Origin of the sequence: Nonomuraea sp. GTA35, assembly GCF_041950525.1 — a bacterium.
Classification (GTDB): domain Bacteria; phylum Actinomycetota; class Actinomycetes; order Streptosporangiales; family Streptosporangiaceae; genus Nonomuraea.
Genome location: NZ_JBGNUV010000005.1, coordinates 293,705 through 307,338 on the forward strand (window position 1 = coordinate 293,705; position 13,634 = coordinate 307,338).

Sequence of the window (13,634 nt, forward strand, 5' to 3'; positions counted from 1 at the left end):
GGTGCTTCGGTTGATCGAATTCAGCCTGGACCGCGGCTCGGGGGTCTCGACGTACCTCCAGCTCGTTCACCAGGTCAAACAGGCTCTCCGACTCGGCACGCTCCGGCCCGGTGACCAGTTGCCGACCGCCCGCGAGGTGGTGGAAAGCCTGGCCATCAACCCCAACACCGTGCTCAAGGCGTATCGGGAGCTGGAGCGCGAAGGGCTGGTCGAGGGCCGGCCGGGGATGGGGACGTTCGTCCGCCAGGGCATCGCAGGTGCGACGCTCGCCGAGCACACGCGGCTGCGGCGCGGCCTGGAGGCGTGGATGCGCGACGCGCTCGCGGCCGGGCTCGATCAGGAGGACGTGCGGACGCTGTTCGCCGTGGTCCTGGCCGACGCCGCGAAGAAGGGGGTGGCATGAGTCCCGCGCTGGAGGCGACCGGGCTGGGAGTCCGCTATCGCCGTACCTGGGCCCTGCGCGACTGCTCGCTGTCCGTGCCCGCCGGACGCGTGGCGGCGCTCGTCGGCCCCAACGGCGCAGGCAAGACCACGCTCATGCACGCGGCCGTCGGCCTGCTGCGGCCTGCGCTGGGAAACATCCGGGTGGACGGCGCGGCGGCGTTCGTGGCGCAGGACAAGCCACTGTACGAGAGCTTCACCGTCGCCGAGATGCTGGCCTTCGGCCGCCGCATGAACACCCGCTGGGACGGCACCGCCGCCGCCGGCCGGCTCGCCGGGCTGGACATCCCGCCGAACCGGAAGGTGAGCGGGCTGTCGGGCGGGCAGCAGGCGCAGGTGGCGGTCACGCTGGCGCTGGCCTCCAGGCCCGACCTGCTCGTGCTGGACGAGCCGCTGGCCAACCTCGACCCCCTGGCCCGCCACGACGTGATGCGCACGATCATGGCGGAGGTCGCCGAGCGGGAGCTGACCGTTCTGCTGTCCTCGCACGTCGTCTCCGATCTGGCGGAGACCTGCGACTGGCTGATCGTGCTGAACGGAGGGCGGCTGCAGGTCAGCGGCGACATCGAGGAGTTGCTCGACGGGCATCACCTGCTCACCGGGCCGGAGGGAGCCTCGGCGGCGGGAACGCGGGTGGTGGGCGCGAGCCGTACCGGCAGGCAGGTCAGCATGCTGGTCAGGGGAGCGCTCCCGGCCGACCCGCGCTGGCAGGCGCGGCGTCCGGGGCTGGAGGAGCTGGTCATGGGTTACCTGCGCAGCCCCGAGTCGTCCGCGCTGCCGGGGCTGACAGGGGTGGACGCGTGATCTGGGTGACGTGGCGCCAGCACCGGGCACAGATCCTGGTGACGGCGGGTTTCCTGGCGGTGCTGGGGGCCCTGCTGCTGGGCTCGGCGGTGGAGGCGAGCCGGTACGTGGCCGAGCACGCCCCGCCGGGCTGCCCGGGACCCGCCGTGGCGTGCGGCGACCTGGCGGTGGCACTCGGGCAGCGCTACGACGCGGTCTACTCGTTGTTCGGCTGGATGCCGCTGGTGGCGCCGGCGCTGATCGGGGCGTTCTGGGGGGCGCCGCTGCTCGGGCGCGAGTACGAGCGCGGCACCCACCGGCTGGCCTGGACCCAGGCGGTGCCCGTGTGGCGGTGGCTGGCGGTCAAGCTGTCGGTCCTGGGCGCGGCCGTGGTGGCGGGCGGGCTGCTGCTCTCGCTCATGGTGAGCCTGTGGCGGCCGGTGTTCAGGACGGGGCTGGACTCCACGTTCGGCAACATCGGCGTGTTCAACATGGTCGGGCTGGCGCCGGCCGCGTGGTGGCTGTACGCCTTCGCGCTGGGCACGGCGGCCGGCACCCTGTTCCGGCGCACGCTGCCCGCGATGGCGCTGGCCGTGGCGGGGGTGGCGGTGACGATGTTCACGCTGTTCCAGGTGAGCGACCACTATGCCGAGCCCGCGCGCGTCGAGCTGTCCGGCACCGTGCTGCTGGACGATCCCGACGCCCGGCTGGTGAGCGCCACCTGGGTGGAACCGTCCGGGAAGGAGGTCGCCGAGCCGTCGGACAGCGGCTGCCCGCGCCGCGTGGACACGGGGCAGAGCAGCAGGCACGCCGAGGCGTGGCAGGCCTGCCTGTTCGGCAAGGGCTACCGTTACGCGGTGTACTTCCACCCGCCGTCGAGGTTCTGGCGCTTCCAGTGGACCGAGGCGGCAATCCTGGCGTTCGCGTCCGCGGCCCTGGGCGGCCTGGCCGTACGCCGGACCCTGCGCCGCCCCGGGTGACACGTTCCCTCGCCTCCGGCACGTCAGGGGTACGGGACGCTCGCCGTACCCCTGACAGAGCAGGAGGCCTCAGCGGGCAGCGCGGTTGACCGCGGAGATGATGGCCTTCAGCGAGGCGGTCGTGGTGTTGGCGTCGATGCCCACACCCCACAGCACCTTCCCGTTGACCTCGCACTCCAGGTAGGAGGCGGCCTTGGCGTCGGTGCCCGCGCTCATCGCGTGCTCCACGTAGTCGAGGACCCGCACCTGCATGCCGACCCGCGCGATCGCGTCGATGAACGCCGAGATCGGGCCGTTGCCCTTGCCCTCGATCTCGCGGATCTCCCCGTCGAGGCGCACGTCGGCGCTGATGAGGTCCTTGTCGTCGACCGTGGACTCGTGACGGTGCGCCATGAGGCTCAGGCGGCCCCAGCGGTTGGCCGGGTTGGGCAGGTACTCGTCGCGGAAGATCTCGAACATCGCGGCCGGGCTGATCTCGCCGCCCTCGCTGTCGGTGCGCGCCTGCACCACCTTGGAGAACTCGATCTGCAGCCGGCGCGGCAGGTCGAGCTGGTGGTCGGCCTTCATGATGTACGCGACGCCGCCCTTGCCCGACTGGCTGTTGACCCGGATGACGGCCTCGTAGCTGCGCCCGATGTCCTTCGGGTCGATCGGCAGGTACGGCACCGCCCAGGCGAACTCGTCCACCGGCACCCCGGCCGCGGCCGCGTCGCGCTCCAGGTGCTCGAAGCCCTTCTTGATGGCGTCCTGGTGGGAGCCGGAGAAGGCGGTGTAGACCAGCTCGCCGCCCCACGGGTGGCGCGGGTGCACGGGCAGCTGGTTGCAGTACTCGGTGACCCGGCGGATCTCGTCGATGTCACTGAAGTCGATCTCGGGGTCGACGCCCTGGGAGAACAGGTTCATGCCCAGGGTGACCAGGCAGACGTTGCCGGTGCGCTCGCCGTTGCCGAACAGGCAGCCCTCGATGCGGTCGGCGCCCGCCATGTAGCCCAGCTCGGCGGCGGCCACGGCGCTGCCGCGGTCGTTGTGCGGGTGCAGCGACAGGACGATCGAGTCGCGGCGCTTGAGGTTGCGGTGCATCCACTCGATCTGGTCGGCGTAGACGTTGGGGGTGGCCATCTCGACCGTGGCGGGCAGGTTGATGATCACCTTGCGGTCGGGCGTGGGCTGCCACACCTCGTTGACCGCGTCGCACACCTCGACGGCGTACTCCAGCTCGGTGCCGGTGAACGACTCCGGGGAGTACTGGAAGAAGACGTCCACGTCGGTGGCGTCGGCGAGCTTCTTGACCAGCTTGGCGCCCTCGACCGCGATGGCGGTGATGCCGTCCCTGTCCTGGCCGAAGACGACGCGGCGCTGCAGGGTGGAGGTCGAGTTGTACAGGTGCACGATGGCCTGCTTGGCGCCCTCGATGGACTCGAAGGTCCGCTCGATCAGCTCGGGACGGGCCTGCGTCAGCACCTGGATGACCACGTCGTCGGGGATGCGGCCCTCTTCGATGATCTGCCGGATGAAGTCGAAGTCGGTCTGCGAGGCGGCGGGGAAGCCTACCTCGATCTCCTTGTACCCCATGCGTACCAGCAGCTCGAACATCTGGAGCTTGCGGTGCGAGTCCATCGGGTCGATCAGGGCCTGGTTGCCGTCGCGCAGGTCCACGGCGCACCATCGCGGCGCCTTGGTGATCACCTTGTCGGGCCAGGTGCGGTCGGTCAGCCGGATGGGCTCGAACGGCTGGTAACGATGGACGGGCATGCGGCTGGGCTGCTGAGCGGTCATGATCGGATGCTCCTCGTCGGTCTCAGGAAGAAAGCGGCCGACGCGCATGACTCGCTCCGCGGCGAGGGAGCCGGCCTTACAGGCCCCCGCCGCGGCAGCTAAGAAGGAGCCCGCGCAGCATGCCATGCACGCTACCAGACGTCTCGGGATGCACCGCCCAGCATCTCAGGATCTGAGAACAGTCAGTCGCCCACGAGCACGCTCAAGCAGGTGACACAACCTTCAAGCTTCTCGTATTCCGAGATATCTACCATCGTCACGAAATATCCGCGTTTTTCGAGCATGACGGCGGTCTTCGGGGCCGACGCGGCCAGCAGCACCCGGTCCTCGCCCAGCACCACCACGTGCGCGCCCGCCTCCTCCTCCGGCGCGAGCACCCCGGGCAGGTCCACACAGGCCGGATCCCCGATGAGCGTCCCGTCGGGCAGCGCGGTCACCGCCGACTTCAGGTGCAGCACGCCGCGCAGCTCCACGGGCACGACCCGGCGCTCGGGCAGCAGGGCCGCCAGCTGGGCGATGCCCTCGTCGTTGGACCTGGCCGACCTGCCCACGTACACGGTGGGGCCCACCTGCAGCACGTCGCCGCCGTCGAGCGTGCCGGGCGGCACGATCCTGACCGACTTCATGCCCAGCTCGTGCACGGCGCGCGCCACCGACTCCACCTCCGGCCGCCGCTGCGGCGCCCCCGGCCTGGTCAGCACGGCCAGCCGGCCCGACACCACCATGGTGTCCTCCACGAAGGGCGCGTCGGGCAGGTCGTCGGCCGGCGGTACGTACACCGGCCGCCAGCCCGCCTGGGCCAGCGCCTCGACGTAGGCACCGTGCTGGGCGGCGGCCCGCTCGTGATCCACCGGCTCGCGCTCGATGTGCGTGACGATGCCCTCGGAGATCCGCGGGCCGGGCTTCCTTACCAGCGCCATACCAGCCATAGGGCGTGTTCTATCACGCGGTCGTTAGAGTCTTGGGCATGCGGGACGACGAGATTCTCACCACGATCAGCGCGCTGGTCACCGAGGAGCACGAGCTGCGCGGCAGGATGTCCGCCGGCGAGGTGACCTCCGACCAGGAGCACGCGCGCATCAAGGAGCTGGAGACGGCCCTCGACCAGTGCTGGGACCTGCTCAGGCAGCGCCGGGCCAGGCGCACCGCGGGCGAGGACCCGGACGGCGCCAGCGCCCGCCCGGCCGGCGAGGTGGAGAACTACCGCCAGTAGAAAACCGTTCGCCCCGGCCGGTGGGTGTGCGCTTGGCTGATGACATGCGGATCCAGCCCATCGACATACCCGACCAGCCGGGCGCCCCCTCCGACGACGACCTCGTCGCGGGCCTGCACGCCGCGTACGTGGCCGGCTATCACGAGGACGCCGGCCCGGTGATCCCGCTTGCCCGCTTCCGCCGCGACATGTGCGCGCACTCGCCGGCCGCGCGGGCGGAGGCGTGGGCCCTGATCGAGGACGACCGGGTCATCGGCGGCTACTCGCTGGCGTTCCCCCAGCTCGACAACCGCCACATGGGCTGGATCTTCCCGCTCGTGGTGCACCCCGCGCACCGCGGCCACGGCCTCGGCTCGGCCCTCTGGCGGCACGCCCTCGACCGCATGCGGGCGCACGGCCGTACCCTGCTGCTCACCGAGACCCTCGCCGACGGCAGCGGCGCCCGCTTCGCCCGGGCGCACGGCATGAACGTGACGCTGTCGGAGGCGCGCCGCACCCTCGACCTGCGCAAGGCCGACTGGCCCGCGCTGGAGCGCATGGTCCCCGAGGTCGAGGGCTACAGCCTCGAACGCTGGATCGGCCCCACCGCCCCCGAGCTGCTGCCCGACCTCGCCACCCTCCAGGCCGGCATGAACGACGCCCCGCGCGACAGCGACCTGGAGGACCAGACCTTCAGCCTCGAACGCCTGCGCGTGCGCGAGGAGAGCATGCCGGAGTCAGGCCAGACCTGCTACACCATGATCGCCCGCCGCGACTCCGACGGCGCCCCCGCCGGCTTCACGCGCGTCTTCCTCAACACCGACCGCTCCGACGGCTGGGGCCATCAGGACGACACGGCGGTGCTGCGCGCCCACCGCGGCCACCGGCTCGGCCTGCTGCTCAAGCTCGCCAACCTGTTCTGGCTGCGCGAGCGCGAGCCGCACCTCGAACGGATCATCACCTGGAACGCCACCAGCAACAGCCACATGCTCGCCATCAACGAGGCCATGGGTTTCGAGCTCTTCGACGAGTGGAGCGAGTGGCGCCTGACCCTGTAGAGCGGATGGATCATCCGGGCTAACCTGAGCGTCTATGACCTTGGAGGTGCTGCGCGACGGGGACCCCGGACAGGTGGGCCCGTACACCCTCCTCGGCCGGCTGGGCGAGGGCGGCATGGGCGTCGTCTACCTCGCCCGCGACCCCGTCGGCACGCGGGTGGCCGTCAAGCTCCTGCACGCCAGGATGGACGCGCACCCCGACTTCAGGCGCCGCTTCGCCCGGGAGGTGGCCGCCGCCCAGCGCGTCGCCCGCTTCTGCACCGCGCCCGTCCTCGACGCCGACGTGGAGGGGCGGCTCGCGTACCTGGTCACGGAGTACGTCGAGGGCCCCAGCCTCAAGCAGGCCGTCGACACCTCGGGACCGTTGCGCGGCTCCGCCCTCGACGGCCTGGCGGCCTCGATGGCGATGGCCCTGCGGGCCATCCACGGGGCCGGGGTGGTGCATCGCGACCTGAAGCCCTCCAACGTGCTGCTCTCCCAGGTAGGCCCCAAGGTCATCGACTTCGGCATCGCCTGGCTCGCCGACTCCGACGCGAGCAGCACGGTCCTGGGGACGCCCGCGTACATGTCGCCCGAGCAGGTGTCGGGCGGTGCCGCCGGCCCGGCCTCCGACATCTTCTCCTGGGGCTGCACGGTCGCCTTCGCCGCCGGCGGCGCCCCGCCGTTCGGCTCCGGCTCCATCCCGTCCCTCCTCCTGCGCATCGTCCACGACCCCCCGACCCTGAACGGCCTCACGGGCCCACTCCGCGACCTGGTCCTGGCCTCCCTCTCCAAGGACCCGTCGGCCCGCCCCACGGCCCAGGCCCTCATGGACCGCCTCAGCACCGGCACCCCAAGCGGCACGGGCAGCCACGGCGGGCCGGGCACAGGCACAGGCACAGGCACAGGCACAGGCACAGGCACAGGCACAGGCACAGGCACAGGCACAGGCACAGGCACAGGCACAGGCACAGGCACAGGCGGCAAGGATCGTATGGCGGCGGTGGCCGGACAGCGCAAGGTCCTGGCCGCCGCAGCCGCCGTGGTGGTCGCGGTGGGCGGGGTCTCGGCTGCCCTGGCCATGCGCGAGGAGCCCACCACCGCCACCAGCACACCCGCGACCTCACCGGCCACCACCACCCCCGGCACAGCACCGGCCGACGGCAAACCCTCAGCCACCGGCAACCCGCCGGCCGCCTCCCGGAACCCGCTCAGATCGACAGAACCGATCACCTTCTACGCCCCGGAGGAGCCGGGCGCCGGCCGCCAGGCGGCCCTGTGGAAGGACGACCGCCCAGCGGACGCCGAGCTCATGCGCAAGCTGGCCCAGGTCCCCCACGCCATCCGCCTCAACCAGCCAGAGGTCAGGTCGAAGGTGGACGCGACGGTCACCGCGGCGGAGCAGGCAGGCGGCGTCCCCGTGTTCCTGATCAGCTACATGCCGGGCAACGAGTGCCTCCCCGCGAGCGCCTCGGCCATGCCCGCCTACCAGGAGTGGCTCGCCGGCGTCGCCCGCCAGATAGGAGCCGCCAAGGCGGTGGTCATCCTGGAGCCGGGCAGTCTGGTCAGGGTCCCGGGCACGGAGCAGTGCCCCACGCGGCAGGGCTCGCCGGAGCAGCGTTACCAGGACCTGCGCCAGGCCGTACAGACCCTCAAGGCGAACCCCGGCACGGCCGTCTACCTGGACGGCAGCCAGGACCACTGGCCGGGCACCGAGATCATGGCCGAGCGCCTGATCGGCGCCGGCATCGACAAGGCGGACGGGTTCTTCGTCAACACGGCCGGCTACCAGAGCACGGCCAAGAGCGTCGAGTACGGCAAGGCGCTGTCCGCCTGCATCAGCGTACGGCTGAAGTCGGGCGGGAAGACCTGCCCGCAGGACGCCGGCCTGGACCCGGCGGCCATGCCGCACTTCGTGGTGGACACCAGCCGGAACGGCCAGGGCGCCTGGACTCCCAAGAAGCGCTACGAGGACCCGCAGACCTGGTGCAACCCGCCGGGCAGGGGCGCCGGCGACCGGCCCACCACCGAGACGGGCGAGGAGCTGGTGGACGCGTACCTGTGGATCGCCCGCGCGGGCACCTCCAGCGGCCGGTGCAGGCGCGGCACGGACGGCGAGCAGGATCCCGAGCGCGGCGTGGTCTCCCCGCCGAGCGGCGAGTGGTGGGCGGACCTGGCGCTGGAACGGGCGAAGAACGCCAACCCGCCCTTGAGCTGACCCCACCGCCACCTGCTACCGCCACCGCGCTACCTCCGCGCCGCCGCCCCTGCCACCCCGCTGTTGCGACGGCGTTAATGCCGCGTAAGAAGTCATGTTAAGCGGACGTTAGATATCACCCCTCCTCCCTTGTCCGAACAACCTTCTGCCATAAGGCTCTGACCAGCAGGTACTCCCCCCAGGAGGTTGTTCGTGAGCAAGGCACGCGTGCCGTGGAAGGCCGTCATCGGCGGCTCCATCGGCAATATGGTCGAGTGGTACGACTGGTTCGTCTACAGCAGTTTCGCCATCTATTTCGCCGCCTCCTTCTTCCCTGAGGGCAATGACACGGCGAAGCTGCTCAACACCGCGGCCATCTTCGCCGTCGGTTTCTTCATGCGCCCGCTCGGCGGCTGGCTGCTCGGCCGCTATGCCGACAGGAAGGGCCGCAAGGCGGCGCTCACGCTCACGGTCACGCTCATGTCGGCCAGCGCCCTGCTGATCGCCATCGCCCCGACGTACGAGGCGGTCGGCTACTTCGGCGCCCTGGTCCTGGTGGTGGCGCGTCTGCTGCAGGGCCTGTCGGTGGGCGGCGAGTACGCGGCCAGCGCCACGTACCTGACCGAGGCCACCCCGCGCGGCCGCCGCGGCTTCGCCTCCAGCTTCCAGTACGTCTCCATGACCGCCGGCCAGCTCATCGGCCTCGGCCTGCAGATCATCCTGCAGAACACGATGTCCCAGGAGGCCCTGAGCTCGTACGGCTGGCGCATCCCGTTCGTCGTCGGCGCGGCCGCCGCCGCGGTCGTGTTCTACCTGCGCCGCAACCTCCTGGAGACGGAGGCGTACGACGAGGAGGAGCGCGAGAGCGGGAAGAGCGAGGGCCGCGGCACGATCAGGGCGCTGCTGAACCACAAGAAGGAGGCGCTGCTGGTCATCGCGCTGACGATGGGCGGCACGGTCGCGTACTACACCTACACGACGTACCTCACCAAGTACCTGTCGAACACCGCGGGCCTGGCCAAGGAGACGGCCACGCTGGTGAGCTTCTGCGCGCTGTTCATCTTCATGTGCCTGCAGCCGCTGGCGGGCGGCCTGTCGGACCGGATCGGGCGCAGGCCGTTGCTGATCACGTTCGGGATCGGGTCGATGCTGGGCACGGTGCCGCTGATGACGGCGCTCGGCGGCGTGCAGGGCTTCGGCGGCGGGCTGGTGCTGTCGCTGATCGGCCTGGTGATCGTGACGGGTTACACCTCGATCAACGCGGTGGTGAAGGCCGAGCTGTTCCCGACGAACGTGCGCGCCCTCGGCGTGGCGCTCCCGTACGCCATCGCGAACGCCCTGTTCGGCGGCACCGCCGAGTACGTGGCGCTGTGGTTCAAGGACAGCGGCATCGAGTCCGGCTTCTTCTGGTACGTCTCGGGTTGCGCGGCCGTGTCCCTCGTCGTGTATCTCACCATGCGTGAGACCAGGGACGTCGCGCTGTCCCGTACCGAGCAGGTCACGCAGGAATCGGTCCCCTCGCGCGTCTAACCTGGCGTTATGCGAGTTCTGCTGGTCGAGGACGACGATCGGCTCGCCGCCGCCCTCACCAAGGCCCTGGCCCGGCACGGCCATCAGGTCATCCGGGCGGGCCTGGCCGTGGACGCCCTCCGCCTCGCGGGGGGCGTCGACTTCGTCCTGCTCGACCTGGGGCTGCCCGACATGGACGGGCTGGACGCGCTGCGCCGCCTGCGCCGGGTGTCGGTGGTGCCGCTGATCGTGGTCACCGCCCGCACCGAGGAACGGGAGGTGCTGCGCGGCCTGCGTTCGGGCGCGGACGACTACCTGGTCAAGCCGTTCCGCACGGTGGAGCTGATGGCCCGCATGGAGGCGGTGGTGCGGCGCGGCACGCGCCCGCGCCCGCAGCGCGACGACGTGGTGAACGTCGGCGACGTGCGCATCGACCTCGAGTCGCGGCAGGTCACGGTGGCCGGGGAGCCGGTGACGCTGACGCGGCGGGAGTTCGACCTGCTGGCGATGCTGGCGCGCGAGCCCGGCGTGGTGCGCGGCAGGGAGGAGATCCTGGACGAGGTCTGGGGTGACCCGCTGCTGTCGGCCTCGCGCTCGCTGGACGTGCACGTGGCGAACCTGCGCTCGAAGACCGGCCGCCCGGGGCTGGTGGAGACGCTGCGCGGGACCGGTTACCGGCTGGGCTCGACGGCGTGAACTCGCGGCTCGTGGTCACGTTCACGACGCTGATCGTGTTCCTGGTCGCGGCGCTGGCGGTGCCGCTGGGCCTGTCCTACGCCTCCCACCGCACCAACCGGCTGCTGCTCGACCGCCGCGCCGACGCGACCCGCTTCGCGGAGCTGGCCGACCAGGCGACCCGCGACGACGACCACACGGGGCTGATCGCCGAGATCAACCGCTACGCCGACCTGTACGGCGCCGCCGTCCGCGTACGAGACCGCGACGGCTCCCTGCGCCTGTCCGCCGGCCGGTTCGAGGCCGACGACCGGGACGCGCTGCGCCTGGCCCTGTCGGGCCGGACGACCGAGGACCTGCCGCTGATCACCCCGTTCGGCCCGGCCACGGTGCTGCTGGCGGAGCCGGCGGGACGGGACGCGGCGATCTCGGGCGTGGTGCTGCTGCAGGCGCCCACCGACCAGGCCCGGCTGGACGTGTCGCTGGTGTGGGGCGCGCTGGCGCTGGGCGCGCTGGTCGCGCTGGGGTACTCGGCGCTGGTGGCCAGGCGGCTGGCCCGCTGGATCCTGCGCCCTGTCACGGAGCTCGACCGCACCACGCGGGCCATCGCGCAGGGGCGGCTGGACGCGCGGGCGCATCCCGGTGTCGGCCCGTCGGAGCTGCGGCGGCTGGAGGAGCGGTTCAACGCGATGGCGGACGCGGTCGCGGGGGCGATGGAGCGGCAGCGGGCGTTCGTGGCCGACGCCTCGCACGAGCTGCGTACCCCGCTCACGGTGCTCGGGCTGCGGCTGGAGAACCTGGAGCCGCACCTGCGCGGCGAGGGGACGGCCGAGTTCGAGGAGGCGATGGCGGAGCTGGACCGGCTGGCGCTGCTGGTGGAGGACCTGCTGGCGCTGGCGAAGGTGGAGGCGGGCGCGGGCGTCGAGGGCAAGGAGGTCGAGCTGGCGGCGCGGCTGGCGGTCTGGCGGGAGGTGTACGCGGCGAAGGACGTGCGCCTGCTGACCGGCATCTCCGGGAAGGCCGGGGTTCCGGAGGCCGCGGCCAGGATCGCGGACATCGCCCTCGACAACGCCCAGAAGTTCGTCCCCGCTGGCGGCACGGTCACCGTCACCCTGGAGGACGGCGTGCTGCGCGTGGCCGACGACGGCCCAGGGCTCAGCGAGGAGGAGCGGACGGAGGCGATGGGCCGCTTCTGGCGCTCCGGCGCGCACGCGAACGTGCCGGGCAGCGGCCTGGGCCTGGCCATCGCCGCCGAGCTGGCCAGGGCGTGCGGGGCCACGCTGCGGCTGCTGCCCGCCGAGCCGCACGGGCTGGTGGTGGAGCTCCGGCTGCCGCGTCAGCCGTAGGCACTGCTCGGGCCGTAGGTACTGCTCGGCCGTAAGCGCAGGTCAAGCGTAGACGGAGCGGTAGTAGCGGGCGGCGCCGGGATGCAGCGGCACGACGCCGGTCCCGATCGCGTACCGCTCGTCCAGCCGCCCCCCGGGAGCCGACGGCGCCTGGAGGCGGTCGCGGGAGCTGAACAGCGTCTCGGTGATCGTGTACGCCAGGTCGGCGGACAGCGAGCTGCGGCACATCAGGTAGCTGGGCGTGCCCACCGTCCGGACGGACCTGGTGCCGCCGTAGGTGCCCGCGGGCACGGACGCGTCCTCGTACACGGGCCCGTACCGCCGCCGCAACACCGGCACCAGCGCCTCCAGCGACACCAGCCGCACGTCGTCCCGCGAGGCCAGCGCGGGCGTGGGCACCCCGCCGGACCAGAAGAACGCCTCGATCTTCCCGCCGAGCAGCGCCTCGATGGAGGCGTCCAGATCGAGCCTGGCCATCTCGGGCGGCTCTCCCAGCCCGGCGGCGGCCAGCACGCGGGTGGCGGTCACCGCGGTCCCCGACCCCTCGACGCCGATGGACACGGCCTTGCCCGCGAGCTGCCGCACCGTGGTGACCGCCGAGTTCTTCAGGACGACCAGATGCGCGTAGTTCATGTACATCCTGGCCAGGGCGGCGACCGGCTGGTGACGCACGCGTACCGCGTCGTCGGCGCTGTCGGCCAGCGCGAACCCCGCGTCGGCCCGCCCGTCGGCCATCATCGTGAGGTTCTGCACGCTCGCGGCGGTCGGCATCACCTTCACCCGCATCCCGCCGCTCCGCAGCTCCTCCGCGAGCCGGTCCCCGAGCGGCCGGTACGGCCCGCCCGCCAGCCCTGTCGCCAGCCGCAGCTCGAACGACCCGCCCTCCGGCCCCGAGCACCCGGCCGCCGCGAGCACGGCGAGCCCCAGGAAGGTGCGGCGGGATATGGACATGAATTCACGTTAGCCGGTGGAACAGAATGGACGGTGTGACGACCGCACGCCTGCGCATCTCCCCGGACCTGAGGATGTTCCTGCCCGCGAGCCGCCGCCACGAGTGGCAGGAGGTGACCCCCGACACCGCCTCCACGCTCGGCCACCACGTCGAGTCGATCGGCGTCCCGCTGACCGAGGTGGGCCCCATGCTGCTCGACGGCCGGGGCGTGCCGCCCTCGTACCAGCTCGCGGCGGGCGACGTGGTGGACGTGCACCCGGTCCCCCGCCCCCAGCAGCTCCCCGAGGAGCCCCGCTTCCTGCTGGACGTGCACCTGGGCACGCTGGCGCGGCGGCTGCGGCTGCTCGGCATCGACGCCGCCTACCACAACGACATGGACGACCCCGCCCTGGTGGTGCAGGCCAACGAGGAGCGGCGGGTGCTGCTCACCCAGGACCGCGGCCTGCTGCGCCGCCGCGCGCTGTGGCTCGGCGCGTACGTCCGCGGCTCCGCCCCCGCCGACCAGCTCCGCGACCTGCTCGAACGCTTCGCCCCGCCGCTGCGCCCGTGGACGCGCTGCACGGCGTGCAACGGCGTGCTGGTGGCCGTGACGAAGGACGAGGTCGAGCCCGTGCTGGAGGCAGGCACGCGGCGCAGCTACGACGCCTACGGCCGCTGCGCGTCCTGCGGCCAGGTCTACTGGCACGGCGCGCACAGCGGCCACCTGGAGGAGATCGTCAGGACCGCCCGGGCCTGGGCGGGTTAGC

The 13,634-nt window shown here is 72.0% G+C and carries 13 protein-coding genes; 10 read left to right on the plus strand and 3 right to left on the minus strand.

What is annotated here, in order from left to right; translation table 11 throughout:
* Position 1: 1 nt before the first annotated feature.
* Genes ACBJ32_RS24585 through ACBJ32_RS24595 form a run of 3 tightly spaced genes read left to right on the plus strand, consistent with a single transcriptional unit; the run spans position 2 to position 2,204 of the window.
* Positions 2-403, plus strand: a complete 402-nt coding sequence (locus tag ACBJ32_RS24585; RefSeq protein ID WP_375128690.1) for a GntR family transcriptional regulator — start codon at positions 2-4, stop codon at positions 401-403.
* On the plus strand, positions 400-1,245 hold the full coding sequence (locus ACBJ32_RS24590; RefSeq protein ID WP_375128691.1) for an ABC transporter ATP-binding protein: 846 nt from the start codon (positions 400-402) through the stop codon (positions 1,243-1,245). Before ACBJ32_RS24585 ends, ACBJ32_RS24590 begins: the two co-directional genes overlap by 4 nt.
* Positions 1,242-2,204 (plus strand): ABC transporter permease, encoded by a 963-nt coding sequence (locus ACBJ32_RS24595; RefSeq protein WP_375128692.1) that lies wholly within the window; start codon positions 1,242-1,244, stop codon positions 2,202-2,204. Before ACBJ32_RS24590 ends, ACBJ32_RS24595 begins: the two co-directional genes overlap by 4 nt.
* Positions 2,205-2,273: 69 nt before the next feature.
* Here the strand turns inward: ACBJ32_RS24595 and leuA are convergent, their stop codons facing one another.
* Together leuA and ddaH are read right to left on the minus strand one after the other, a co-directional pair.
* A complete protein-coding gene (gene leuA, locus ACBJ32_RS24600) occupies positions 2,274-3,980 on the minus strand; it encodes a 2-isopropylmalate synthase (protein ID WP_375128693.1) in 1,707 nt (568 codons plus the stop codon).
* 182 nt (positions 3,981-4,162) lie between these two features.
* Positions 4,163-4,909, minus strand: a complete 747-nt coding sequence (gene ddaH, locus ACBJ32_RS24605; RefSeq protein ID WP_375128694.1) for a dimethylargininase — start codon at positions 4,907-4,909, stop codon at positions 4,163-4,165.
* 38 nt (positions 4,910-4,947) lie between these two features.
* Between ddaH and ACBJ32_RS24610 the strand changes: the two genes are divergently transcribed.
* From ACBJ32_RS24610 to ACBJ32_RS24635, 6 genes are all read left to right on the plus strand, one after another.
* Positions 4,948-5,193, plus strand: coding sequence for a DUF2630 family protein (locus tag ACBJ32_RS24610; protein ID WP_357870652.1), 246 nt, complete (start codon positions 4,948-4,950; stop codon positions 5,191-5,193).
* A 32-nt stretch (positions 5,194-5,225) separates the two neighbouring features.
* On the plus strand, positions 5,226-6,230 hold the full coding sequence (locus tag ACBJ32_RS24615) for a GNAT family N-acetyltransferase (protein ID WP_375128695.1): 1,005 nt from the start codon (positions 5,226-5,228) through the stop codon (positions 6,228-6,230).
* Positions 6,231-6,264: 34 nt separating this feature from the next.
* Positions 6,265-8,427, plus strand: coding sequence for a glycoside hydrolase family 6 protein (locus ACBJ32_RS24620; RefSeq protein ID WP_375128696.1), 2,163 nt, complete (start codon positions 6,265-6,267; stop codon positions 8,425-8,427).
* Between the two features lie 192 nt (positions 8,428-8,619).
* On the plus strand, positions 8,620-9,936 hold the full coding sequence (locus ACBJ32_RS24625; protein ID WP_375128697.1) for an MFS transporter: 1,317 nt from the start codon (positions 8,620-8,622) through the stop codon (positions 9,934-9,936).
* A 9-nt stretch (positions 9,937-9,945) separates the two neighbouring features.
* A complete protein-coding gene (locus tag ACBJ32_RS24630) occupies positions 9,946-10,611 on the plus strand; it encodes a response regulator transcription factor (protein WP_357870641.1) in 666 nt (221 codons plus the stop codon).
* On the plus strand, positions 10,608-11,936 hold the full coding sequence (locus ACBJ32_RS24635) for an ATP-binding protein (RefSeq protein ID WP_375128698.1): 1,329 nt from the start codon (positions 10,608-10,610) through the stop codon (positions 11,934-11,936). Before ACBJ32_RS24630 ends, ACBJ32_RS24635 begins: the two co-directional genes overlap by 4 nt.
* A gap of 42 nt (positions 11,937-11,978) precedes the next feature.
* Here ACBJ32_RS24635 and ACBJ32_RS24640 read toward each other — a convergent pair whose 3' ends face one another.
* Positions 11,979-12,887: a TAXI family TRAP transporter solute-binding subunit gene (locus ACBJ32_RS24640; RefSeq protein WP_375128699.1), complete on the minus strand. Its 909-nt coding sequence runs from the start codon at positions 12,885-12,887 to the stop codon at positions 11,979-11,981.
* 35 nt (positions 12,888-12,922) lie between these two features.
* Here ACBJ32_RS24640 and ACBJ32_RS24645 point away from each other — a divergent pair, with 35 nt between their 5' ends.
* Positions 12,923-13,633 carry a Mut7-C RNAse domain-containing protein gene (locus ACBJ32_RS24645; RefSeq protein WP_375128700.1) on the plus strand — a complete coding sequence of 237 codons (711 nt, stop codon included), beginning with the start codon at positions 12,923-12,925 and terminating at the stop codon, positions 13,631-13,633.
* The last annotated feature ends 1 nt before the right edge of the window (position 13,634 follow it).